Genomic DNA, 23812 nt, shown 5'->3' with positions numbered 1-23812 from the left:
TCTGCCCGGTCAAGAATCGCACTGTCGGATGCGCCGTGCAGAAGGCGGGCCGTGGCCTTGCTGTCAGCAAGCGGTTCAATTATACCGCGCGCTGATTAAGAGGTGGTTAGCGCGACTTCTAGCGCAGCGCGTAGACCAGTGGTGTACGCTCCCGCGACCGTGGCGGCGATCGGTTGCGTCGCGGTTTCGGAACCCGCCCAGAATAACGCGCCCGTGTCCGCTGTCGCTAAGCGCGCGCGCGCTCCAGCCCCACCCGGACGCAACAGCGTATAGCCGCCGCACGACAGCGGGTCGGCGCTCCAATCGATCAGTCGCGAGCCTGCGAGTTTCGGCCTGGCCTTCGGGAAATGGCGGCACAGATCTCCGATGATCCGCGCGAGAGCTTCTTCTTCACTCATTCGAGCCAGCGTCGCGGCGCGCTCGCCGACGCAATATGCTGTCAGGACCGGCGCCTCTGACTTCGCCTTATAGAATACGTTCCAATAGAGCGCGACTGGCCCCGCGCTCGAGATCACCGCAGCCAAGCGTCGCGGCCAAAACGGCTCCTCAAAACGCATGATGACCTTCAAGACCGGACCACTGACCATCGCACGCAGCGCCTCGCGTTTGCTTTCGGGAAGCTCGGGTTTGAAGCGGACCGCCCCGGATTGCAAGACGCCCGCAGGCAGCGTCGAGATAGCGGCCCGCGCGACGCGTTCGCGTCCACTGCCATCGCGGATCGCCACTCCGTCATGCGCCCATTCAATCTCTGTAGCGACGAAACCGTATTCGATCTCGAGATCGCGAGCGATGTGCTCGACGATGCGGTCGTAGCCTTCGTTGACGCGGTAATCCCCGCTGGTCTCCAATTCTAGCACTCCATCGTCGAGCAAGCCATGGATTCCGATCTCGTGCGTGCTTCCCGGCAGATGCGTGGTGAACACCATTTCAGCGAGCGAGCGGGCCCGGCCGCGATAGCCGCCGCGTTCGATGAACTCAGCTGCAGCCATGTCGCGCGGTTCACGTCGCGCCAGACGCCGCAGGATCGTGAACGACTGCCACGTCTCCGGATGCAGCAACGCACGCGCCAACCATTGTGTGCCGTGGCCGAGGTCGACCATCAACGCGCTGACGGCGTGCGAGTTGGGCCGTACGGTCAGGCCAGCGGCTCGGACCTCGGGCCACGTCTGTGCCCCCTGTCCGTGGATCAGCTCGGCGCCCGCTTCGACCGGCGCATCGCACAAATCGCGCAGCGTGTGGATGCGCCCGCCGATCCGCTGCCGCGCCTCGAGCACACGGACGCGCAATCCCTCCCGCACGAGCGCCCGCGCGGCCGTCACGCCCGCCATTCCGGCGCCGATCACCAGAACGTCGCAAGTATGAGAGCTGCTGCTGCCCGAAGCGTAGGGTCGTGTCACGGAACCTCGTCTTCATCACCGGCGCGAGCGGCTTTATCGGCGCTCACGTCGCGCGCGAATTCATCGCTTCGGGCTACGGTGTCCGTGCCCTCGCGCACGCGCCTCACGAGCCACCTCGCTACGCCCCAGCCGGCATCGAATGGGTCGAGGGCGACGTGCGCAACGCAAGCGATGTCATCCCCTCGATGCGCGGCTGCCGGTACCTGGTCCACTGCGCGGCGCTGTATTCCTTCGCGCCGCGAGATCGCGCTGCGATACGCGACGTCAACGTCGCCGGAACCGCGAGCGTCTTGGAAGCGGCCCGCACCGCCGGCGTCGAGCGTGCAGTGGTGACCTCGAGCGCGGCCACTGTCGGACCCGCGCACGACGGCGTACCGGCCACCGAAGCAGATATTTTGGTGGACGCCCACGCTTCGACGTATCACCGCTCTAAGGTCGAGCAAGAACAAGTTGCGCTCGCCGCGGATCTTCCGGTTGTGCTGGTGCTGCCGACAGCACCCGTCGGCCCGGGAGATCGCAAACCGACGCCGACCGGCCGCCTCGTTCTCGACTTCGCGCGCGGCCGGATCGGCGCGCGGCCCAGCACCGGCGGCTTCAACCTGGTCGCTGTCGAGGACGTGGCGCGCGCGCACGTCGGCGCGATCGAGCGCGGCAAGCCCAAAGAACGCTACATCGTCGGCGGCGAAAACCTGTCGTTCGATCAAGTGTGGGAATTGCTCGCTGAGGTGACGCAACGGCCTGCGCCGACCTGGCGCGTGCCCTACGGGCTGACCGTCTTGGCCGCGTACGCCGACGAACTTCGCTGCCGGCTTCAACCGGATGCGGTGCCATTCGTGCCGCTCGAGGGCGTCCGGATGTCACGCGAGTTCCAGTACGTCGACTCAAGCAAGGCCATCCGCGAGCTCGGGTTCCAAGCGGGACCGGTCCACGCCGCGCTGGCGCGCGCCGTCGACTGGTACCGAGCACACGGCTACACCACCTAACCCTAGGACCGTCACGCGAGCCCCTCTAATAGCTCGGACCTGAGCACTTCCTCGTGCTCGTCTCGAAGGGTCATGGTGATCGAGCGATGAGCGCACAGACTCGAGAGCGAGTTCCACTTGCGCAAGCCGCCCGCGATTGGGAGCAGATGACGCTGCTTCCTTTCGTCGAGAAGCGTCCGGAACGGCGCGAGGTCTTCCGCACCTTTAGCGGTTCTGAGTTAAAGCGGCTTTATACGCCTGAGGACCTGGCCGATCACGACTACCTCGCCGACGCCGGCTTCCCCGGCCAGTTTCCCTACACGCGCGGCCCGTATCCGACGATGTATCGCGCGCAGCCGTGGACGATGCGTCAGATCGCAGGTTTCGGCACCGCCGAAGACACCAATGCACGCTTTCGTTATCTGATCGCCCAAGGCCAGACCGGCATCTCGACCGACTTCGACATGCCCACCCTCATGGGTTACGACAGCGACGATCCGCGCAGCGAGGGCGAAGTGGGGCGCGAGGGTGTCGCGGTCGACACGGTCGATGACGTGCTCGAGCTGTATCGCGACATCGATCTCGAGAAGATCTCCGTCTCGATGACGATCAACCCGACCGCGTGGATACTGCTCGCGATGTACCTTGTGGCGGCGCAAGAGCGCGGCTTCGATTGGAAAAAGCTCTCGGGCACGACGCAGAACGACATCATCAAGGAATACATATCGCAGAAGGAATGGGTCTATCCGCCCAAACCCTCGATCCGCATCGTGCGCGACACGATCGTGTTCGGCTCACGCAACCTTCCTCACTACAATCCGGTCAACATCAGCGGCTACCACACGCGCGAGGCAGGCAGCACCGCGATCCAAGAGGTCGCGTTCACGCTCGCGGCCGGCATCGCATACGTCGAGGAAGTGCTCAAGCTGGGCATCGACGTCGACAGCTTCGCGCCGCGACTCTCGTTTTATTTCGTCGCGCAGATCGATTTCTTGGAGGAGGTCGCGAAATTCCGCGCGGCGCGTCGCCTGTGGGCGCGCATCATGAAGGATAGATTCGGAGCGAAAAGGTCCGAATCGATGCGTTTGCGTTTCCACTGCCAGACCGCCGGCGCATCGTGCACGGCGCGCGAGCCGCTCAACAACATCTCGCGCACGGCGATCGAGGCCTTGGCGGCCGTGCTCGGCGGCGCGCAATCGCTGCACACGAACGGCTACGACGAGGCTTTGTCCATACCCAGCGAAACGGCGATGAGGATCGCGCTGCGCACCCAGCAGATCATCGCCGAAGAGACCGGCGTCGTCGGCACGATCGATCCGCTGGCCGGCTCGTACGCCGTCGAGCGTCTGACGTCCGACATCGAACACGCCTGCAATGAGTACTTCGAACGGATAGACCAGCGCGGCGGCGTGGTCGCGTGCCTTGACGCGAACTTCTTCCAGTCAGAATTGGCTGACGCCGCGTACGATCTCTACGGGCGCAAGGAGCGCCATGAGTTCGAGTTCGTCGGGGTGACGAAATATCGCGACGAGGGCCCGAGCCCCGCGCTCGACGTGCACCGCGTCGACGAGGCAGCGGCGAACCGGCAACTGCAACGCTTGGCCGACACCCGTTCGCGGCGCACGCAGCCGGCGGTGGACGCGGCGTTGGCCGAACTCGTACGCGTCGCGGGCACGGATGAGAACGTCATGCCGGCGACCATCGAAGCCGTACGGGCGCGCGCCACCATCGGCGAGATCGTGAAGTCGCTCAAACCGCTGTTCGGCGTGTACGTCGAAAAGCCGGTCTTCTAAGGCCATGCCGATCCGAGTGCTCGTCGCCAAGCCGGGCCTTGACGGTCATGACCGCGGTGCGCGCATCGTGGCCCGCGCGTTGCGCGATGCCGGCATGGAGGTCATCTACACCGGGCTGCATCAGACGCCGGAGATGATCGTCAACGCGGCGATCCAGGAAGACGTCGACGTCATCGGCGTCAGCATCCTGTCGGGCGCGCACATGACGGTGTTCCCCCGAGTGATGAACCTTCTCAAGGAGCACGGCGTCGAGGATATGATCGTGATCGGCGGCGGCGTCATCCAGGCCGAAGACATGCCGCGCCTGAAAGCATTGGGCGTTGCCGCCCTGTTCGACGCCGAAGCCACGACACAGGACCTCGTCGACGGGATCACGCGACTCGTCGCCGAGCGAGAATCGGGCCGGACGAAGGCATAGGTCATGTCCGACGCGGCGGGCATCACGCAGTCCCAGGCTTGGCCGCCGGTCTATGATGCGCGCTATCGCCCGCGACCAGCGGAGCCGTACTGGGATCGCGGCCGCGAGACGATGTCGGCCGACGAGCGCGCGTCGCTCATCCTTTCGAAGATCCAGGCGGTGATGCGCTGGGCGCACAAGCGAGCACCGTTCTATCGACGCCGTTGGTCCGAAGCGGGGTTGGAGCCCGGCGACATCCGCTCGCTCGACGATTTCGAGCAAGTACCCAGGATAACGAAGGCCGACCTGCGCGTTGACCAGGCGGAGCATCCGCCATACGGTTCGTACCTGTGCATCGAGCCCGGAGAGATCGCGCATATCCATGGAACCTCAGGGACGAGCGGCAGACCGACCGCGTTTGCCTGGCCGGGGGACGACATGGCGCGCATCGCGGAGGCGCACGCGCGCATCATGTGGAGCTTCGGATTGCGGCCGTCCGACACGGTGTTCATCGGGTCGATCTTCTCGCTCTACGTCGGGTCGTGGGGGACTCTGCTCGGTACGGAGCGCTTGGGAGCGGCCGCGTTTCCGTTCGGTGCGGGCGTCGCGGGCCAAACCGGGCAGGCGATCCAGTGGATGCGCCAGATGCGTCCGACCGCGTTTTACGGAACGCCGTCGTATGCGCTGCGTCTGGCGGAAGTCGCGCGCGCCGAAGGCATCGACCCTCGTTCGCTTGGCCTGCGCATCATGTTCTTCTCCGGAGAGCCGGGTGCCGGCATCCCTTCGATGAAGCGCTTGATCGAATCGACGTTCGGTGCGATCTGCATCGACTCGGGCAGCATGGGTGAAGTGACGCCGTGGATGAACATCGCCGAATGCGCGCAGCGGACGGGCATGCATCTGTGGCAAGATCTGGTCTATGGGGAAGTGCTCGATCCGCAGACCTGGCGGCGCACGCCCGATGGCAGCGCGGGGACGCCCGTCTACACGACCCTTGAACGGCGCTCCCAGCCGATGATCAGGCTCGTCTCGGGCGATCTAGCCGAATGGACCGATGCGCCATGCGCCTGCGGGCGGACGTACCCGCGCTTCCCGCGCGGCATCATCGGCCGGATCGACGATATGCTCACCATCCGCGGCGAAAACGTCTATCCAAGCGCCATCGAGGATGTGCTGCGAGGCTTCGCAGAGCTTGGAACGGAGTTCGAGATCGTCGTGACGCGCGACAATCAGCTTGATGATCTGCGCGTGCGGGTCGAAACCGCTCCGGGCGGCGACGCACCAAGCGGTCTGGCGGAGCGGGTCACCGCGTCGCTTCGTCGGGTGCTGGGCGTGCGTCCATCGGTCGAGCTGTGCAAGCCGGATTCGCTCACGCGCACGGACTTGAAGTCGCGCCGCGTGCGAGATGAACGCCACTTGAGCCGCTGACAGGCCGACCGGTCACGCCGGTCAGTGGATCGTTCAGCCTCCGCCGAAACCGACGCTTACCGAGCCGTCGGGACTCACGATGACCGGTACCGTGAGCCCGCCGGAGAGCCGCCGCATTTCCTTGCGGGCCTTGGAGTCGCCCTGTGCGTCGACCTCGTCGAACGCGACGCCGCGCGTCCGCATGTCTTCCATCGCTGCAGCGCAATATGGGCAGCCGGGTTTCGTGTAGATAATTGTCTTCGCCATGCCTTAGAACGCGCCGACCCCGTTGGGCGTGCCGTTGCCTGTTGGCCCGTCATAGCCGGCGCCGGCGGTGCAGACGTATGAGTTATTGGCCGGGGGAAGGCCGCACGGATCGTTGTTGCCGCTCGTGATGTCGTGCAGCGAACTCGTGTGGCTGTACGAGTACGAGCCGTCGTGGATCGACGTACCGTTACCCGCCAAGGCGTAGACCCCCGCGATGATGGGCGTGGCGACGCTCGTGCCACCGAATCCAAGCCAGCCGTGGTCGCTGCCAAAGGTCGTGTAGACAGCGACGGGCGTGGCTGTATCAGCGACTGCGGACACATCATTATTGATCCGCATCGAGCACACACCCGAATTGTTCATGACGGTAGGTGAGTTGCTTTGCCACGATGGCTGGTTAATGTAGATGCTGCACAAGCTTCCCGTGAGCTTCCAGACGGTTTCCGACGGGGTGCCATTGCACGGTCCACTTGTATTCGAAGTAGTACAAAGGGTTGTGCCGCCGACGGCGGTCACATACTGCGATGCTGCCGGATAGCCGCCAGGGTAACCACTGTCGCCGCTCGCCACGGTGATCGGTATTCCCGGACGATTGAAGTGCACGTCGTCCGTTGCCTCAGAGGAATATTCCCCACCGCTCCAGCTATTGGAGATTTCGTTCGCGCCGCACTTCGTTGCGGCCGCATCCTCGCCGGCGTACAGATCGGTATTATTGGGACTGTCAGTTTCGACGAGCAGGATGTGGCAGTTCGGACAGGTGGCCGACACCATGTCGATATCGAGCGCTTCTTCTTCCTCCCAACATCCCATCGGACCACTGCACGGCATCGGATCGGGGACGGGCAACGGGCTCGTGCCGCCGCTCTGGTTGACCTTCAAGAAGCAGCCGTTCGCTGTCGTGCACGCCGGCAGCGAGAACGTCGAGCGGTACACTCCGAGGTCGGCTTCGGCTTTTGGATCATCATACGCGTCGACGACCGCCACCGTCTGACCAACTCCGTTGGTGCCCGAAGGGAGGTTGTAGGCGCCCTGCAGATCGCTCGGCCCGTAGCCTCCGGGAATGGCTGGGGAGGCCCAGTCCGTGCGCTTCCATGCCATGCAGCGCATGTAACCCGGACCGGCGTTGCCGCAGACGTGCACGGCCGGACCTGACCCGAGCCGTCTCGGAATCGCCGCGGGTTTTGTCGGACGGACACCGACCCAGGCGGCCATTGCGTGAGCGGCGTGCGCGACCAGGCAATTCACCGGCTTCGGAGTAGGAGTGGGTGTGGACGTCGGGGGCGGGGGCGGAGGTCCCATACTCGTGCCGCCGCCACCGCCGCACGCGCCTCCGATCGCACCGAGCGCCAAGACAGCGACCAACGCAGTCAATCGTAAGATGGCAAGCCGGCTCGATATCATCTCGTGGTCCCCCCGCGAGTCCTATGTGACGGCTCTCTAAGGCGGCGGGACGGCACGATTCCTGCAGCCCAGCTCAGAACCCTCAAAGTCATGGTCACCCTGACACCCGGCGCGCTCGAGTACGCACAAAAGCATGTCTTGCACGCGCTCGTCGTTGCGCACGACGGGCGCATCGTGTCCGAGACCTACGGTCAAGGCCATGACGCGGCGACGCCGCACGCGCTCTACAGCGGCACGAAAAGCTTCTGGGGGACGACCGCACTTATCGCACAGCGGCAAGGGCTGCTGCGCTTGGATGAGTGCGTCGCCGAGACGTTTCCGGAATGGAAACGCGATCCATGGAAGAGCCAGGTCACGTTGCGCCAACTGCTGCAACTCACCAGCGGCATCGGGTTCGGCGGATTAGGCACGGCCGTTCCGACCTATGCGAAAGCGCTCGCGGTTGAGCTGAAGAACGAACCGGGAACGGTGTTCACCTATGGCGGGATTCCGCTGCAGGTCTTTGGAGCCGTCCTCGCGCGCAAGCTGGAGCCTCGCGGCCTAACACCGCACGAATACTTGAAGCAGCAGATCCTCGATACGATCGGCATGAAGGTCGACAAATGGCGTGCGCTTTCCGATAAGACAAGCCCACTGCCGACCGGCGCATTCGTCTCCGCGCGCGAGTGGTTGAAGTACGGACAGTTCGTCTGCGATCAGCGCCACGAATTCGACGAATGTTTTTACGGATCGCCACCCAACCCGCGTTATGGCCTGGCTTGGTGGCTCGGAAGCCCTCATGCCCCGTCCGACCTTGTCTATGCGAGCGGCGCTGCCGGCCAGGCGATGTACGTCGTACCGTCGCTGCGCACGGTCGTCGTGCACTTCGGCAAGTCGTCGTCCTTCAAGCACGATGCGTTTCTCAAACGCCTCTTCTCGCCAACGGCATAAGAAAAAGGCCGGCAGATGCCGGCCCTTGTAGCGTAGAACCCTGGTTACTTGGCCTTGCGCGCCGCTCTGCGGACCTTACGCTTTACCTTCCGCACGGCCCGTTTGACCTTGCGACCGGCCTTTTTCACCGTGCGCTTTGCTTTCCGCGCGGCTCTCCGTTTTGCCATTCTTTACCCCTTTTTGCAACGTGTTCATGCATCCATCGTACATGGTGCAGAACTGGAAGTCAGAATTGCGGAAACGTGCGAACATTTCCTTCGTCGCGCGTTGCATCTTAACAGGGCGAATCGCTTTGCTGCGCCAACGCATTTTCGTGTCATGATCATTCACCAATATCTCCAGCATGGATGATGGCACACTAGTAGCGATCGGCCACGCGTTGCTCATAGGCATCGTCGCCGGGCTGCGCACGATGATCGCACCGACAGCGGTGGCGTACGCGCGCAACTCATCGTTGTGGATTCTTTTCGCGGTGCTGGCGCTTATCGAGTTAGTAGGCGACAAGCTGCCAAAGGTACCGGCGCGCACGAGCCCGCTGCCGCTCTTCTTTCGATGCCTCGCCGGAGGGGCGTCAGCTTATTTCCTGACACGCGCTGATATCGCGCCGTGGTTCTCTGCCGGGGCCGGAGTAGTCGGCGCGCTGATCGGCGCGTATGGCGGCTACGGACTGCGCCGGCTCTTGACCCGGTCGGGCAGGCTGCCCGATATCGTGGTTGCGTTAGGCGAAGACATCGTCACCATCGCGCTTGCGCTGGTGGCGGTCCGCCAAGCGTAGCTTTTTCCTACGGACGGGCGGCGGCCCGTTCCACGTGATCGGCGACGGACTTAAGCGTTACCGGAAATGCGGCGAGCGTCTCGCGCATGTCGACCGGATCGCCGCCCGCGTACATCAGCATCATCGCGGCGAACGATCGAGTTAGCGGATCGGTAGCCGATTCATATTGGGCCTTCAATGCTTCCTCCGGCACGTGCTGCACGGCGATCGGGCGGCCCGTCCGCCTCTCGAACGCTCGGACCACGTCGTTGGGCTTCACCGCTTCGGGTCCGCCCAGCATGAAAACCCGATTCTCAATGCCGGGCGTAGTCGCCGCCAATCCCGCTACGTTCGCGACGTCGAACGCCGAGACGTAGCTGACCGGGTTCTCTCCGCTGCCATACAACGTCGCGGTGCCGGCGGCCGCGTCGATCCCAAGCGGCGGCGACAGCCAGACCTCCATGAAGATCGCCGGCCGCAGGATCACATAGTCCATTCCGCTGGCCTGCAGATGCTTTTCGACCGCGAGCTTTGCATCTTTGAACGCATAGGACAACGCGCTCTTCCCCGTCGAGAAGGAGATATAGACGAAGCGCCGCACGCCCGCGGTGCGCGCGGCGTCCACGAGGTTTTTCTGTCCGTTCAGGTCGACGGTCTCGATCGAGTCCCCCGCGGCACGGGATCGAGCCGAGTTCGCCGTCGAGATGACGACGTCCATTCCGGTGCACGCACGGGCCAGCGACGCCGGGTCTTTCAAATCCCCTTCGACGAGTTCGACGCCCTCCTGCGCAAGCGTGTGGCGGATAGCCGGATCCGATGTGGAGCGCACCAGCCCGCGCACCTGCTGGCCGGACGCCGCGAGGCGCCCGCAGATCTCTGCTCCGACAAGACCCGTTGCACCGACGACGAGCACGTGCATATCAATGCTCCTTTCGTTTTGCGGCGATCGCTTTGACGACGCGCAGCGCGATGCCGCCGCCCGGCACGACCAGATTCAGAGCGTCCGCACCGACGTCGAACAAGGTGTCCGGATGCAGCAACGCGCCGACCGCGCCTTTCACCTGATCCACCAGGCGGCCTGATGGTTCGGCATGCAGCTCCGTCTTGAGCACCTGGCGATATTCCTCGAACTCCTTGAGCGCACCGGCTTTGTCGCCCGCGGCGAGCAGCGCTTGGATGGCCAGTTCACGCGCGGCTTCGTCCCAGCGATCGTAGGTCGCCATCTCGCGCGCGTACGCAAGCGCCTCGCGGCCAGCGCGCCGTGCCAGGGCGTCGCGGCCGAGCCGTTCGGCGATCTCGCGCCGGTATTCCCGAATCCGTCGCTCGGCTTTTTCGAAAACCGGCGACCGAGGCGTCTTCGTATCCTCCGAGAGCCGGAACCGGTCGTGCAGCGCGCGGAGACGTTCGCGCTCCGCGTCGCCGAGCTTGTCGGTCCCACGCACATCGGCGGCCGCATCTTCGATCTCCCAGAGATCGACCTGCGCGCCGTCGCATAGGCGATGGCCTTCGGGAGTCAACGGCACCGCATCGGCACCGATCGCGGTCCGCAGGCGGATGAGACTGTAGTCGAGCGCATCGAGCGCGGCTTGCGGCTCCATCGCTGGCCATAAGCTTGCCGCGAGCTGCTCCGGCGGCGCGGCGCGGCGCGACAGCGCGATGGCGAACAGCGCATCCCGTTCGCGCTCGCCGAGCGCGACCGGTTGGCCAAGACGGCGCACCGAGATGGTGAGAAAGTCGATCTCGAGCAGCGGTGCGGCCACCGCGCTCGCTTGCGACGCGCGCATTGCGACCAGCGGTCCGAGTATGCCGGCATCGGGCGCTCGGCGGCTGGCCGCTTCGACCGCGTGCCGGAGCGCGTCCGAATCGACCAGCTTCGCCTGCTCGCGCGCTTCGTCGAACAGCGCCGCGCGCTGTCGTGGCGCGACCAGAGCGTGGGCGACCCGGGTTATGACCTGCAGTGCAGGATCCTTGTACGCGTCGGCAGCCCGGGTCGCGGCCCTTGCGTGTTCACCAGCGCGCTCGTCGTCAGGCTCGTAGCTCCAGGCGACCAGGTGCGCTCTCGCAAGCCACATCGGCTCTTCGATGCCGACGGGTGCGGCGTCCTCACGGCGCGCCGCGCACGAAGCGAAATGGGAAAGTCCTCGGATCGCGTCAGCCGCCACCCGCTCCTCGAGCCGCGTCGCAGACTCTTCGAACAGCTCGCGCTCGCCGGCGAACCAGGCGCCGAACGCGATCTCCGCCATCGTTCGCGAGACCATCGTCGCGAAGCCCGACTTGTGCGCATGCTCGAGGGCTAGTTCGAGCAGCTCTCGCTCCTCCTGGCGCCGTCCGAGCATGCGCTCGATGGTCGAGGATCGGTTGAGCGAGGCGATCGCCGCCGAGACGTTGCGCTGGCTGGCGACGGGCCACGCGCGGTCGAAAATCCGCGCGGCTTCCTCTAAGCGACCGGTGCGCGCGAGCACCGCAGCGTGGATATGGGTGACCGATGCGACCGCGGGCGACGACGGATCGTTCGTCCCCAGCTCATCGGTGAACGCGCGCAGCATCCGCAGCGCCCCCTCGTGATCTCCGAAATCGCTTCCCAGCAACGCGAGAAACACGGCCACCATAGTGCGCTGCATAGGCGGGAATGCTGCAGTCTCTCTCCACAGCGCCTGGGTTTCGCGCAGGATCAGCCGATTGTCTATGCGGTAGCGGCGCATGTGCACGGTCGCGTACCAAAGGCGCGGGTAACGCGCGACGATCTCCGTTGGGATGCTCGCCAGCACGCTCGTGTACTCAGGGGGCCATATCTGCGTCATGAAGGTATCGACTTGGTTGAGCGCCTCAGCCGCAGACGCTGCGTCGTCGCACTCGAGATAGAGCCGCGCCGCGCGCAAGAGGTTGGCCTTCTCCATCCAACGCTTCGCAGCCGTTGCCAGCAACGAGTGGCGACGGTCTGTATTCGCTTCCAGCAGCGCGCTGGCGAGCAACGGGTGGACCTCGTAGGCGCCGGCGGGCGTGCGCACGACGAATGGCGAGTTTCGCACGAATTCATCGAGTGTGGAGCGCGCGTCGGCCGTCCCGAGGGCGAAGGCGACGTCGTCGGGCGTCGCGAGCGGGATGCACGCGCATGCCGCCAGCACGTCGAGCGCCTCGCGCGACCACGACCCGAGCACTTGCTCGGCGAGATAGTCATGCAGGTTCTCGAAGGCGACGTCATCCAGATGGCCGAGCAATTCGTGCAGCGTGCCCTCGCGCGCAAACCGGACGAACAGCAAGATGGCGATCGGCCAGCCGCGCGATATCTCCATCACGCGCTCCAGCTCGAGCGGCGTGATCGCGACGCCGCCGAACGCCTCGACCAGTTCGGCGCGGTCGAAACTCAATTGCGGCGCCCGCAAGGTCACGATGTGATGCGGGTCGGCGAAGCGGCTGAGGCGCGCCCGCAGTGGCGTGCGCGAGCAGATCACGACGACTCTCGATTCCGGCCGCGCCGCGAGCAATCGCCACAAGAACTCCTGGACTGCGGACGCGGCGTCGACGCGCTCTGCGTTCTCGAAGACGAACGCCGCAGGAGCGCATGGTCGCGCCCACGCCTGCAGCAACAGGTTCATCTTGTCGGTGTCCGATGGGCCGCCTTCCGTGATCGAAAGCTGCAGGTGGGAAAGCTCGGCACCTCGCGCCGGGTCCTCGCGCTCCAGCGCCGATGTCAGTCGGCGCGCGAGTTCGGCTTCGTCATCGACTCCCGCGAGATCGCACACCGCCCATGCGGGCTGGCTCTGGCAGTACTGGCGAGCCATCGAGCTCTTGCCGAATCCGGCCGGAGCGATCAGCGCGATGATGCGCGGCTGCGCCGCAGCGAGTTGCGCCAGCAGACGTTCGCGCCGGATGATCGATGATGCGGCTCGCTCGGCCTCTGCCATCGCGCGCCTACGTGGCCAGCATGCCGCCGTCGACGGCAAGCACGTGCCCGGTCACGTAGCTCGACGCGTCGCTCGCGAGGAACAGCAGCGGGCCGTCCAGCTCGTGCACGTGGCCCGGCCGGTGCATCGGGATCATGCGCGCGATGATATCGAGCGCCTTCTTGCTGGCGAATATCTCCGCCGTCATCTCGCTCTCGAAATAGGCAGGCGCGATCGCGTTGACCCGCACTCCGCGGCCCGACCACTCGACCGCCAGCTCGCGCGTGAGATTGATGAGACCGCCTTTGCTGGCGGCGTAGCCGGGCGTGGGGTGGATGCCGCCGCCGACCAATCCCAGCACCGAAGCGATATTGATGATGCTGCCGCTGCCGCGTTCGAGCATGTGCCGCGCGACGTGCTGCGAGATGGAGAATGCCGCGGTCAGGTTGAGCGCGACGATGTCGGCAAACGACTTGAGCGGCTCTTCTTCTGCCCGATAGGGATCGGCGTCGCCGGCCGCGTTGACGAGCACGTCGATCCGCCCGTACCGCGCAATACCAGCGGCGACCGCGCGCGCTACATCTATTTCGTGAGTGACGTCGCACGCGACCGGCAGCGCGTCGTGCAGCTCCGACGCAAGGGCGCTCAGGCGCTCGACTCGACGCGCCGCGAGCACCACTTTCGCGCCTGCGGCATCGAGGACGCGACAGAAACGCGCGCCGAGACCGCTCGACGCGCCGGTGACGAGCGCAACGCGTCCGTCGAGACGAAACGGTGCCAGGACGTCCACTCCCCCAGGCTCCCATGGCCCGCTTGGGAACTCCTCGCTCCCGGGAGACGCGGCGCTCAGCTACGAGGCGAGCAGATCGGGATAATCTCGCTTGGTGCTGTCGTACGCCGCCTCTAGGAGCAGCGGATTCAGGAGGTACGCGAACGACCTGACCCGTCGGACGCTCTTGATGAAGCCCTTCATCTCGAGCTTCTTGAGCGCAAGTTTGACGCGATGCTCGGAGACGCGCAGCGAGCGCGCGAATTCCGGATGGCCCGGATAGGCATCGCACGTCGAGGTCTTGATCGTCCCGAGAAGCCAGAGCTTCTCGAGCACGCGCTTCTCGCACGGCGTGAGCAGTTCGGTGCCGCGCAGCGAGGTGAAGAACGAATCCCACAATCTGCTGCAGAACTGCTCCGCGAGTTGCTTCTTATGCATGTTCCCCTACCCCCGGTCTGTGAGCGCGAGCGAAGACAAGGGTATATCGAACGTATGTTTGTCGGCCCTATGTTCGATTCCTTCCCGGCCTGTGATGGAGCACACGTTCGGTGCCGATGGGAAGTATAGTAGAAGAGAGGGGACTGGAAGCCATGGCACACGCGATCTGGAACGGCTCGATCAATTTCGGATTGGTGACGATTCCCGTTCGGCTGTTCACCGCAGTCCGCGAGAACGAGATCCACTTCAACATGCTCCATAAGAAAGATAAAGGACGCATCAACTTCCAGCGCGTCTGCGCGATCGACGGAAAGAAAGTCGAGTGGAACGACATCGTCAAGGGCTACGAGGTCGGTGACGGCGACTACGTCCTCATCACGGATGAGGACATCAAGAGCGTGAGCATCGAGGCCACGCAGTCGATCGACATCACCGAGTTCGTGGATCTGTCCGAGATCAATCCCATCCTGTTCGACAAGCCGTACTATCTCGAGCCGGAGAAGAAAGGCCGCCACGCGTACGCGCTGCTGCGCGATGCATTGGCCAGCGCCGGCAAGGTCGGCATCGCCCGCGTCGTCATCCGCACCAAGGAGTACCTGTGCGCGCTCAAGCCCAACGGCGACGCGCTCGTGCTCGAGCTCATGCATTACCCCGACGAGATCGTCGACGCCGCCGACTTCGATTTCCCGCCGTCCAAAGAGAAAGTCTCGGCCGGCGAGATGAAAGCCGCCAAGCTGCTCATCGATACGATGGCCGGCAAGTTCCAGCCCGAAGAGTATCGCGACCGCTATCGGGATGCGATGATGGCCATGATCGATGCGCGCGCCAAGGGCAAGCCGACGCGCGCGAAAGCCGCCGCCAAGCCCAAACCCGCGACCGACGTCGTCAACCTCATGGATGTGCTTCAAGAGAGCCTCAAGCAGAGCGCCAAGAAGCGGCCGGTTGCCGCCAATGGCAAGGCCAAGAGCGCTTCGAACGGTCACGCTAAGAAGAAGGTCGCGGCGCGCGCGTAGCGCGCCTATGGTCGGCCGGCAAGCGCCTGACTTCACCCTGGCCGACCAGGACGGCGTCCCCGTCACGCTGTCGGATGTGCTCACGCGCAGTCGCGCGGTCTTGATCTTCTACGTCTTGGACCACACCCTCGGCTGATACATTCAACTCGCCGCCGTGCGCGGCGATGCGGACAGGTACGCCGCGGCGGGTGTGGACGTCTTCGCCATCAATGGCGCGAGCGTCCGCTCCCACCGTGCCTTTCGGCGGCGCCACGGCTTCACCGCGCGCCTGCTCAGCGATCGAGACTTGAAGGTGTCGGCGCAGTACGATGCGGTCAAACGCTTCGGTCCATTTCGCTATATCGACCGCACGGTCGTCGGCATCGGCAGAGACGGCCGCATCGCATTCTACGAGCGCGGTTTTCCAAAGACCGACGAGATACTCGCGGGGCTTTCCGGCGCGGAGCACGAACCGGGAACCCGATGAGACGAGCCATTATGCGCCGGCGCGCTACGCTTTTCGCGTTCGCGGCTGCCTGTTCGGCGGCCGTTGTCACGCTCGATTCGAGAGTGCCGGCCACAGCCGCCGACGTGAGCGACCAAGTCGTGACGCCGGTGCGCACGATCAAGGGCGCGATGACCGGCCTCCTGTGGCCGAGCGGTGTCGCCGTCGACTCCGCGGGCGCGGTGTACGTGTCAAACGACGGCGACCTCGCATCCAAACAAGATAGCGTCACGGTGTATGCAGCCGGCGCGAATGGCGACGTCGCTGCCGCGCGAACCATCTCTGGAGGGCGTACCGGACTGACGCGGCCCGGCGGCCTGGCGGTCGATTCCGCAGGAATCTTATACGTCGCGAACGCCGGCGTGAGCGGCGCAGGCAGCAGCGTCCTCGGACAAGACCGCGTGCTTGTCTTCGCGGCGGGTGCGAACGGCGACGTAGCTCCGCTGCGTTACATCACCAATGATATCGTCACGCCCAAGGCAGTGGCCTTCGACGCGCGCGGCTTCATCTACGTCTCGAACTATGGCGCGATGGTCAATGCGCCGAACTCCATCACCGTCTACAAGCCGGGCGCTGCTGCCGACGAGACGCCGGTGCGGGCGATCACCGGGTCGCGCACGACGCTCGATACGCCGCTCGGGCTGGCGGTCGGACCGCACGGCGATCTGTTCGTCGTCAATAGCGGGCGCGTGAATCTGGGCATCGACAGCATCATCGTCTTCGCGCCGGGGGCCAGCGGCGACGCCGCGCCCGAGCGAACGATCACCGGCGACAAGACCGGTTTGGACGTGCCGCAAAGCGTCGCGGTCGACGCGGCCGGCTACATCTACGTGACGAATTTCGGCAGCAGCAGCATCACCGTCTACGCGCCCAATGCGACCGGCAACGCGGTTCCTATCCGCCTGATCGCCGGCACCGACGCCAATCTCGGAGCGTACGTCGCCGGCGTCGCTTCGGGCGCTTCAGATGGCGATCTCTACGTGGTGAGCAGATCGCAACAGCCGACCACCGAGCCGTCGTGGGTCGGCGTGTTCTCTCGTTCCCTTATCGTCGGACACTAGAAGCGAACCCTAGACGCCCGGTTCTACGGAACCGTCACCTGATAGTTCATATTGCCCTGGATCGGCCCGGCGGTTCCCGCCGGATTCGGCGTGGGAAGCGGCGCTGCCATCGCCCATTTGAGCGTCTGGCCGGTCTGCGTGAACGTCGCGGCGATGGTCACCACCGGGCTCGCGCAGCACGTGAACGATTGCGATGACGCGACGTAGACGAGCGGGTTGGCCAGCACGTCGCTGAACGTCGGCCCGACGCCGCCCGCGCCTTGCGCCGGGAACCCGCCGATGTTGCGGAAGTAGATCGTGTACGTCACCACGTCCTTGGGATAGAATCCGGGCGAGTAGTTCGCGGTGCCGTTGACGCCCGCCAGACTCCCCGGATCGGGCGTCGGCGTGATCGTCTGCGGCGTGGTCGTCGGACCGGGAGTCGGGCCAAGCGTCTTGACCTGCGTGATGCGTTTGATGAGCTGGACGTTGGGCGGGGGGAAATCGAAATCTTGACGCACCGCGCCGCCGATCGGCAGGTTCACCGTCGATGCGGCCGAGCCGCTGCCGTGCACGGACTCCGTCGCGGTGATCGTGACGGGCTGCGTGCCGTTGAACGCCGCGTAGTTGTAGCCGTAGCAACCGCTAGCATCAGTCGTGAGCGTGTGGGTGCCGCCGTTGGGGTCGGTCACCTGCACGGACTCGCCCGCTGTACCCGTGCCCGTGTAGCGCACTTGGCCGTACACCACGCCTTGCGTGGCGCGGCCGAGCGCACCGGAGCCGGGCGGCTGCCATGAATACTCGATCTGCGCGTCGCCGCCTTCAGCCTCGTCGTACTCCATGGTGAACCAATACAAGTTGTCGCCGCAACCGCTTTGTCTCGCGACCGTGAACGTGCCGGTCTTGCTCGTCGGCGGTTGATCGGCCGAGTTGCTCACTACCGCGGTGCCGGCGGTCAGGCCCGTCACGCCTTTGAAGTTGGCAGGTTGGGCGTAGGTGAGCGCGCTGGGGCCGACGACCAGCCACGAACCGTCGTCGCTGGTCGTCTCGGCGGTGAATGCGCCCGGATTGACGTTGGACGCGGCGCCGGAGTCGACGTAGAACGGCCACGACTGGACGATCGCAAACTCGAACACCTGCGCGTTGTTGCCGACCGTCGACCCGACGGCTTGCGTGCCCGTGCAGTATGTGAACAGAGCAGCAGTGCACGTCCACAATTGAGTGCCGTCGAACTGGTTTCCGGTGGTGAGCTGGTTGATCAGCGCGCCGTTGTACGTCGAGGTGTTGGCGAGCAGCGACCCAACCGGGGGCGCGGCGGAGCCCCAGACGGTGGTGTTGAAATGCGCTGGATCGGACCCGGTCGGCCCGGTGGTTACGCCGTTGAACGTGGTCTCGTATACGCTGACAGGCGGGCCGGGCCCATTGACCGCCGCAAGCGCGCCGACCGCGCATGCGAGCAGCAGCGCGGTACCAGCGAGCGCGCGTTTAGAAAAACGCGCTACTACCTTTGCGTTCAACGGCCCCAGCCGAAGATGTGATCGACGACCGACGTCAAGGTGACGTATGCGCCGCGCCGCACCGGCGCACCCGTCAGCGTCGGGTCCGCTGAGCCCGAGAAGTTGTATCCGACCGCTAGGCGAGCGGCTCCGCCGATCCGGTAGCCGTTCTCCACCGCGAAGTCCGTCGATTTGGCCGCCGGGATGCCCGCCGGCTCGACGACTTGCGTCTCGATGCCTAAGTCGTAGCGCGGCCCAAAGCGTTGATCCGCACGTAACCCAGCGAGCGTCGTGTGCGGCAAGTAATAGGCGCCGCCGTCGATCTTATACGCATAGCGCGCAGCAAGTTCCAGCGTGTGCGTCGGACGATACACCTGCTGGAACAAGATGACGTCGGTCTGCTCGCTCAGCGTCGTGATGCTGCCGATGCGATGGTCCCACTCGACCAGGGTCGCGCCGCGATCGTTGAGCGACGGCCGCCATGCGAAGCCGATGCGGTCCTGATCGTCGAACGCGAGCGGCGTCCACGAATCTTGCACTGTCCCTTGTACGGCGAAGCTCGGGCCAAGCGGGCCCGAGAAGCCGGCCGTCAGACTGCTGCCGGGCTGCGAGCCCGTCCGGTTCTGCCATGACGCCGCCGCGGTGAAGTTATGCGTGTTCTGATATGACGCGTTGACGCCGTAGACGGCGAACCCTTCCAAGCCGCCGCCGACGGCGTTGCCGTCCTGCAAGAACGCGTCGCCCTTGACGTTCTTGGCCAGCGTGAACTTCTCGCGTATGCCGTACGCCGAATAGATGTCCGGGCCGTTGTTCGTATGATCGACGCCCCACTCCGCGTCGACCGCAGTGGCCGACGACATGTCGCGCGTGAATCCGATGGCCAACGACTGGGTGGCCTGCGATGCGGTCGTGAAGGGCGCGGAGGACGTCGCGAACGTCTCGGTCGGCTGGGAGCTCCAGCGATCGCGGACGTAGAACTTCGTGTTGTTGAGCACGGAGTAGGTGATCTGCGCCAGCGCCTGCGCCGGCTCGCTGGGCGCGAGCGTGCCGCCGCCGATGTTCGCGATGTCCTCGACGCCGAACGCCAGGCGCGGCGTGAACTTGTACCCGAAACCGATGATCGACTGCAGGTTCGAGCCCGTCACCGTGCCGCCCGACAGCGTGGAGGCCACGTTGGAGACGACGTTCGTCTGCAGCCCCGCTTTGATCGTGAAGCGGTCCTTCCAGACGTGGTGATAGACGGCCGATGCCTGCGACTGATCTTCTGCGCCGCTCGCGCTGATGTTGTGCTGCAAGTTGAAGTTGACGGCGATGTCGCTGTCGGGGTTGAACAGGTGCTTGGCATCCAGGTTGTAGCTCGTGAGGCCCGGCGTCGCGAAGCCGCCGAACGGATTGTCGAAGTCGGCGCTCGCGGTCTCGAACTCGAATGCGAAGCGGTTCGAGCCCGACACTTGCGAGAACGTGGCGTGGACCTCGGAGCCGGTCTGGCTCGCGCCCGGCAAGCCGCCGAGCGGCGGACCGTTGGACGACACGTGCGCGATGCTCCATGCCCCGCCGTGCGTGGTCCCTTGCAAGCTTTCTTCGAACAGCGAGAAGTTCGCCACGCCGGTGAAATCGTTGACATATCCGACGTTCAGCTGCAGCGAGCCAGTGCTGTCGAGCAGCACGCTGGCGCGGCCGCCGCTCGTCTCCGAGGTGACGCCCACGCCGCCGTACTCGTACTGCACTTGGATGACCTGCGGATTGAAGTGATCGTCATAGGGCAGCGGGATGTTGATGAAGCGCAGCATGCCGGTGCTATAGTCGAGCGTGTAGTCGACGTTGTTCACCATGATCGTCTGGCTGAGCACCGCGCCGGTGCGCGAGTTGAGCACGACGAGCATCACGACGTCCGAACCGACGACGATGTCGGGATGCAGGATCTGTCCGCTCATCGAGAGCCCGGTCGGGTTGAACTGCTGGCGGGCGTACGCGAACGCGTTGTTGGCGGTGAAGGCCACGACGCGCGTGCGGCTCGTGCCCAGTTCGAGCTTGGCGCCGTCGACCAGCAGGTGATACGCGCCGTCCGGATCGGTCGAACCGGTGTCAGGGCGGAACTCGCCCCACGTGAGGCTGCTCTGGTTGCGATCGAAACGCGCGTAGAGGTGATCGGTTGACAGCGCATCGTCGTGCAAATAGCTGGTGTCGCCGTACGTCTGGAACGGCCGGTCGTATGGATCGGCGACATAGGGGCCCTGGAGCGTCTGCTGCAGCACGTTTGCCGTGTCGTAGGCCGCGGTCGCCAGCACGTCGTTGAAGATCGTGCCGGTCGCGAACACCGCGATCCGGCCTTGCCGCGTTTGCTGGCCGTCGGGAACCGCGGCCGGCATGCCCGCAAAACCCGGCACTGGGCCGGCGCCGACCGTGACCAAGCCCGCGACCAGCGGCTTGCGTAAGTTCGGCTCGACGTAGAAGCGCTCGGTGCACACGGTGTCGGCCGCGGTCAATTGCAGCGTGACCTCACCCGGCAGCAATCCGCCGCTGAGCTCGATCTGCTCGAGCCCTCCGGATGCGATCGGCATCTCGACCGCAGATGCGAGGTGATAGTGCATCGGCTGGCCCTGCGCGCCGGACGTGGCGACGAGGAAGTGCAAGTCGCCGGCGGTGATGTTGAGCTTGATGATCGCGCCGGGCATGGCCGGATGGTTCCAGCGATCCGTCGCGCCGATGCTCAGCGTCGTCACCGTGGTGCCGCCGTCCGCGCGCAGCGCGCGGTCGAGCGAAAACGTGAAGTGCGCAGGCCGGCCCGGTCCGTACAGCATGTAATGGCTGGTGGGACCGCGCGAACCGGACGCGCCGAGGGGCGTGACCTCGACGGCGTTCGGTCCTTCGGCGAGCACGACGCCGAAGTACTCGTAGCGCGTTTCGCCGGTCTTCTTGTTGACCGTGCGCATGCCGATCTGCTTGCTCGAGATCAGCCGCTCGTTCACGCGCAGCTCGACACCCGCGCCCGCTACCGTCGAGACGAGGATCTTCGACGCGATGGTGCGCGCTGCGCTGCCGGGTGCCGGGTCGACCAGGGTCGCGCTGAGATCGCCCGTCGCCGTGTACGTCAGGTTGGTCAGGTCGGCGGCCACGGGCACATCGGCACGCACCGGCGCCGCCCAGAGCATAAGCACTGCTGCGAACGCAAAGCATATGGAGCGGTCGAGCTTGCTCGACCGTCGGTCGAATGAATTCGACCGCTCCATCATTTGGCCACCTGCAGCGCGAAGTTGATGTCTTGCAGCAGCCCGGTGTCGAGGATGCCGTGGACGAGCCGCGTGGTGCTGCGCGGGCTCTCGATGTTCAGCGCATCGGGGGACGGCCGCACGCCGGCCGGTAAGGTCGTCGTGTCAAGCCGGATCACGTGCATGCCAGGGCGCGCGGCCGGGAACGAATAGCGCCCGTTGGCGTCGGTCACGACGTACTCGCCGTCTTCGAGGTACAGGCGCACGTTGGGCACGCCTTGATCGCCGGGAACGAACGTGCCCAGCCCGCCGGGATCGACGAAGACGCGCCCGGTGATGGGGATCGTATACGAGAACGCGCCGCCGCTCAGGATGTAGACCGATGCCTCCGCCGAAGCGGCGAGGTCCGTGCCGGCCGCAAACGCGTTGAGCGTGGCGACATTGGTCAGCGTGCTGTTGACGACGGCTTGCGGCAGCACGAGGCCGGCATAGACGACCGTGTGCGACGCGCCGGGCGCGAGCGTGCCGAACGTCCAGGTGAGCGTGCGGCCGTTGACGACCGGCTCTTGATGCACGCCGTCGACCAATGCGGTGCCCGGACCGTAGGCGATCCCAGGCGGCAGCGTGTCAACCAAAGTCGCGTTGGTCAGCGTCGCCAGCGACGCGTTGGAGAACGCCACCGCGAAGATGACGCGGCTGCCGGTGATCACGGCCTGCTGATCCACGGTCTTGGCGATCTGGATCGGGTGCGCGGTGAACATCGGGATGTTGCCGAGGATGTTGAAGACGTCGGTCAGCACGACTGGGCCGGGCGTGAGCGTGAAACCGCCGGGGACCGCGAGCTGCTGGCCGTCGAGCGCTTTGATCGTCGCGGTGTACAGCGTGCCGGTCGGATCGGCGTGCAGCATGACGTCGAGCTGCCGGTTCAGATATCCGGCTGCCGTGATCGTCAGATGATAGTGCGAGTCGCCGGGCGCGCCGCCGAACTGGCCGGGGCCGAAGCCGAACGAGTACGTCCCAGGCCCGCCGGTCGTATATGGATTGGCGTTCGGGTTGTTCGGCGCGACGCCCGTTCCCGTCAGCGTGATCGGCGTGATGCCCGACGACGAGGTGATCGTGAGGAGCGCGCTGGCGATCGGGTGCGCCGGCCCCGCGAGGCCGTCGTAGACGATGTTGCCGGTGCCGACGAAGACGCTGGCCGGCGGTGAGCTGAAGGGGCCGACGCCCGTCGCGCTGACCTGCGCGGTGTTGACGTAGGTCGAACCCAGCGCCGCAGCCGGATCGACGGTCGCCTGGAACTGGATCGTGATCGCCTGTGCGGCCGCCACGGTCGGAATCGTGACCGTCAGCGTCTGACCGGCAAGCGTGGCTTGGGCGCCCGCCGGCACGCCGTTGATGAGGACCGAGCTGAGGATCGGGTGCAGGCCGGTGGGCACGACGTCGGTCATCACGACGTTGTTCGCGGGCAGTCCGCCCGAGTTGGTGAACGAGATCGTGAACGTGACGGTGCTGCTCGGTGCGGCCTGGATAGAAGGCTCTCCGCCGACCAGCTTCTTGACGCCGCTGAGATTGGGACCGGGGACCGCGATCGCCCAGCGCTGGCCTGTATCCGATTGCAGGCCGTTGGCCGTTCCCGTCACGGTCGTCTGTGCGGTGAGGTTGATATACCACGAGGTGCCGACCGGCACGCCCGTCGTGTTGACCGTGACGTCCACGAACATCGTGCCGCCCGGCACGACGCTGGGTGAGACCGTGCTGCCGACCGTCACAGGGATGGTCGGCCCAGACGGCGGCACGACGAAGCTGATCGAGGTGATGGCGCCTTTGGTGGTGCTCGCCGCCTGGATCGTGTATGCGTCGGTGAGGTTGCTGGTGTTGGTGATGATAAAGCGGCGCGTCACCGGATTGCCGACCGCGTAGGAGTCCAAGGCCGGGTTGACCGCGGTCTCTTTGGGCGTGACCGTCAGCGACGCGACCGCCTGCACCTGCGCGACCACCGTGTTCGAGTCGGTGGCATACGAGGTCCCCGAGCTGTCCGCGTAGGTCGCGGACGCCGTGTTGCTGATGATCGTGCCTGCCGGTGTTGCGGCAAGCGCCGGCTGGGTCGCCATGGCAACCCAACCGGCGCCGGCTGCCGCCAACACCAGGACGAGGGAGCGGAGCACCGCCTT

General features: G+C 65.3%; 20 protein-coding genes. 9 read left to right on the top strand and 11 right to left on the bottom strand.

Translation table 11 applies throughout. The annotated features are described in order from the left end of the window. Positions 1 to 95: 95 nt before the first annotated feature. Positions 96 to 1397 (bottom strand): FAD-dependent oxidoreductase, encoded by a 1302-nt coding sequence (locus VKF82_09095; GenBank protein HME82219.1) that lies wholly within the window; start codon positions 1395 to 1397, stop codon positions 96 to 98. Here VKF82_09095 and VKF82_09090 point away from each other — a divergent pair. From VKF82_09090 to VKF82_09075, 4 genes are all read left to right on the top strand, one after another. Beyond that, positions 1391 to 2380, top strand: a complete 990-nt coding sequence (locus tag VKF82_09090) for an NAD-dependent epimerase/dehydratase family protein (GenBank protein HME82218.1) — start codon at positions 1391 to 1393, stop codon at positions 2378 to 2380. The genes VKF82_09095 and VKF82_09090 overlap by 7 nt on opposite strands. 146 nt (positions 2381 to 2526) lie before the next feature. After that, the gene (locus tag VKF82_09085; GenBank protein ID HME82217.1) at positions 2527 to 4152 is read left to right on the top strand and encodes a methylmalonyl-CoA mutase family protein; all 1626 of its coding nucleotides are present in this window, start codon (positions 2527 to 2529) and stop codon (positions 4150 to 4152) included. 4 nt (positions 4153 to 4156) lie between these two features. Then, positions 4157 to 4570 carry a cobalamin B12-binding domain-containing protein gene (locus VKF82_09080; GenBank protein ID HME82216.1) on the top strand — a complete coding sequence of 138 codons (414 nt, stop codon included), beginning with the start codon at positions 4157 to 4159 and terminating at the stop codon, positions 4568 to 4570. 3 nt (positions 4571 to 4573) lie between these two features. Continuing rightward, a complete protein-coding gene (locus VKF82_09075) occupies positions 4574 to 5977 on the top strand; it encodes a hypothetical protein (protein ID HME82215.1) in 1404 nt (467 codons plus the stop codon). Between the two features lie 33 nt (positions 5978 to 6010). Here VKF82_09075 and VKF82_09070 read toward each other — a convergent pair whose 3' ends face one another. Continuing rightward, the gene (locus VKF82_09070) at positions 6011 to 6223 is read right to left on the bottom strand and encodes a glutaredoxin family protein (protein HME82214.1); all 213 of its coding nucleotides are present in this window, start codon (positions 6221 to 6223) and stop codon (positions 6011 to 6013) included. 3 nt (positions 6224 to 6226) lie between these two features. After that, positions 6227 to 7435 carry a S8 family serine peptidase gene (locus tag VKF82_09065; GenBank protein HME82213.1) on the bottom strand — a complete coding sequence of 403 codons (1209 nt, stop codon included), beginning with the start codon at positions 7433 to 7435 and terminating at the stop codon, positions 6227 to 6229. A gap of 279 nt (positions 7436 to 7714) precedes the next feature. On the opposite strand from VKF82_09065, the gene VKF82_09060 reads away from it, so the two are divergent. Continuing rightward, positions 7715 to 8554: a serine hydrolase gene (locus tag VKF82_09060; GenBank protein ID HME82212.1), complete on the top strand. Its 840-nt coding sequence runs from the start codon at positions 7715 to 7717 to the stop codon at positions 8552 to 8554. A gap of 75 nt (positions 8555 to 8629) precedes the next feature. On the opposite strand, the gene VKF82_09055 is transcribed toward VKF82_09060, so the two are convergent. Next, a complete protein-coding gene (locus VKF82_09055) occupies positions 8630 to 8899 on the bottom strand; it encodes a hypothetical protein (protein ID HME82211.1) in 270 nt (89 codons plus the stop codon). On the opposite strand from VKF82_09055, the gene VKF82_09050 reads away from it, so the two are divergent. Then, positions 8898 to 9329: a DUF4126 family protein gene (locus VKF82_09050; GenBank protein HME82210.1), complete on the top strand. Its 432-nt coding sequence runs from the start codon at positions 8898 to 8900 to the stop codon at positions 9327 to 9329. The two genes, VKF82_09055 and VKF82_09050, sit on opposite strands and share 2 nt — an antisense overlap. 7 nt (positions 9330 to 9336) lie before the next feature. On the opposite strand, the gene VKF82_09045 is transcribed toward VKF82_09050, so the two are convergent. Genes VKF82_09045 through VKF82_09030 form a run of 4 tightly spaced genes read right to left on the bottom strand, consistent with a single transcriptional unit; the run spans position 9337 to position 14399 of the window. After that, the gene (locus VKF82_09045) at positions 9337 to 10227 is read right to left on the bottom strand and encodes an SDR family oxidoreductase (protein HME82209.1); all 891 of its coding nucleotides are present in this window, start codon (positions 10225 to 10227) and stop codon (positions 9337 to 9339) included. A gap of 1 nt (position 10228) precedes the next feature. Continuing rightward, a complete protein-coding gene (locus tag VKF82_09040; GenBank protein HME82208.1) occupies positions 10229 to 13213 on the bottom strand; it encodes a BTAD domain-containing putative transcriptional regulator in 2985 nt (994 codons plus the stop codon). Positions 13214 to 13220: 7 nt separating this feature from the next. After that, positions 13221 to 13982, bottom strand: a complete 762-nt coding sequence (locus tag VKF82_09035) for an SDR family oxidoreductase (GenBank protein HME82207.1) — start codon at positions 13980 to 13982, stop codon at positions 13221 to 13223. Between the two features lie 60 nt (positions 13983 to 14042). Beyond that, positions 14043 to 14399 (bottom strand): hypothetical protein, encoded by a 357-nt coding sequence (locus tag VKF82_09030; GenBank protein HME82206.1) that lies wholly within the window; start codon positions 14397 to 14399, stop codon positions 14043 to 14045. Between the two features lie 152 nt (positions 14400 to 14551). On the opposite strand from VKF82_09030, the gene VKF82_09025 reads away from it, so the two are divergent. From VKF82_09025 to VKF82_09015, 3 genes are read left to right on the top strand one after another with little or no spacing between them, the layout of a single operon-like run. Continuing rightward, a complete protein-coding gene (locus tag VKF82_09025) occupies positions 14552 to 15412 on the top strand; it encodes a Ku protein (GenBank protein HME82205.1) in 861 nt (286 codons plus the stop codon). Beyond that, positions 15297 to 15878, top strand: coding sequence for a peroxiredoxin (locus tag VKF82_09020; protein HME82204.1), 582 nt, complete (start codon positions 15297 to 15299; stop codon positions 15876 to 15878). The genes VKF82_09025 and VKF82_09020 overlap by 116 nt, the downstream gene beginning before the upstream one ends. After that, on the top strand, positions 15875 to 16957 hold the full coding sequence (locus tag VKF82_09015; protein HME82203.1) for a hypothetical protein: 1083 nt from the start codon (positions 15875 to 15877) through the stop codon (positions 16955 to 16957). Before VKF82_09020 ends, VKF82_09015 begins: the two co-directional genes overlap by 4 nt. Positions 16958 to 16980: 23 nt before the next feature. Here the strand turns inward: VKF82_09015 and VKF82_09010 are convergent, their stop codons facing one another. Genes VKF82_09010 through VKF82_09000 form a run of 3 tightly spaced genes read right to left on the bottom strand, consistent with a single transcriptional unit; the run spans position 16981 to position 23806 of the window. Continuing rightward, positions 16981 to 18453 (bottom strand): hypothetical protein, encoded by a 1473-nt coding sequence (locus tag VKF82_09010; GenBank protein ID HME82202.1) that lies wholly within the window; start codon positions 18451 to 18453, stop codon positions 16981 to 16983. Further along, positions 18450 to 21665, bottom strand: coding sequence for a hypothetical protein (locus tag VKF82_09005; protein HME82201.1), 3216 nt, complete (start codon positions 21663 to 21665; stop codon positions 18450 to 18452). Before VKF82_09005 ends, VKF82_09010 begins: the two co-directional genes overlap by 4 nt. Beyond that, positions 21662 to 23806, bottom strand: coding sequence for an isopeptide-forming domain-containing fimbrial protein (locus VKF82_09000; GenBank protein ID HME82200.1), 2145 nt, complete (start codon positions 23804 to 23806; stop codon positions 21662 to 21664). The genes VKF82_09005 and VKF82_09000 overlap by 4 nt, the downstream gene beginning before the upstream one ends. Positions 23807 to 23812 lie beyond the last annotated feature (6 nt).

This window comes from Candidatus Eremiobacteraceae bacterium (assembly GCA_035314825.1).
Lineage (GTDB): Bacteria > Vulcanimicrobiota > Vulcanimicrobiia > Eremiobacterales > Eremiobacteraceae > JAFAHD01.
The sequence above is the reverse complement of the archived record's forward strand: the minus strand, read 5'-3'. Positions and strand labels throughout refer to the sequence as shown.

Coding starts and splice junctions, on each gene's coding strand:
- VKF82_09005 (HME82201.1), bottom strand. CDS start 21,665: ATGATGGAGCGGTCGAATTCATTCGACCGACGGTCGAGCAAGCTCGAC.
- VKF82_09060 (HME82212.1), top strand. CDS start 7,715: ATGGTCACCCTGACACCCGGCGCGCTCGAGTACGCACAAAAGCATGTC.
- VKF82_09075 (HME82215.1), top strand. CDS start 4,574: ATGTCCGACGCGGCGGGCATCACGCAGTCCCAGGCTTGGCCGCCGGTC.
- VKF82_09015 (HME82203.1), top strand. CDS start 15,875: ATGAGACGAGCCATTATGCGCCGGCGCGCTACGCTTTTCGCGTTCGCG.
- VKF82_09045 (HME82209.1), bottom strand. CDS start 10,227: ATGCACGTGCTCGTCGTCGGTGCAACGGGTCTTGTCGGAGCAGAGATC.
- VKF82_09025 (HME82205.1), top strand. CDS start 14,552: ATGGCACACGCGATCTGGAACGGCTCGATCAATTTCGGATTGGTGACG.
- VKF82_09080 (HME82216.1), top strand. CDS start 4,157: ATGCCGATCCGAGTGCTCGTCGCCAAGCCGGGCCTTGACGGTCATGAC.
- VKF82_09050 (HME82210.1), top strand. CDS start 8,898: ATGGATGATGGCACACTAGTAGCGATCGGCCACGCGTTGCTCATAGGC.
- VKF82_09055 (HME82211.1), bottom strand. CDS start 8,899: ATGCTGGAGATATTGGTGAATGATCATGACACGAAAATGCGTTGGCGC.
- VKF82_09030 (HME82206.1), bottom strand. CDS start 14,399: ATGCATAAGAAGCAACTCGCGGAGCAGTTCTGCAGCAGATTGTGGGAT.
- VKF82_09070 (HME82214.1), bottom strand. CDS start 6,223: ATGGCGAAGACAATTATCTACACGAAACCCGGCTGCCCATATTGCGCT.
- VKF82_09065 (HME82213.1), bottom strand. CDS start 7,435: ATGGCCGCCTGGGTCGGTGTCCGTCCGACAAAACCCGCGGCGATTCCG.
- VKF82_09040 (HME82208.1), bottom strand. CDS start 13,213: ATGGCAGAGGCCGAGCGAGCCGCATCATCGATCATCCGGCGCGAACGT.
- VKF82_09085 (HME82217.1), top strand. CDS start 2,527: ATGACGCTGCTTCCTTTCGTCGAGAAGCGTCCGGAACGGCGCGAGGTC.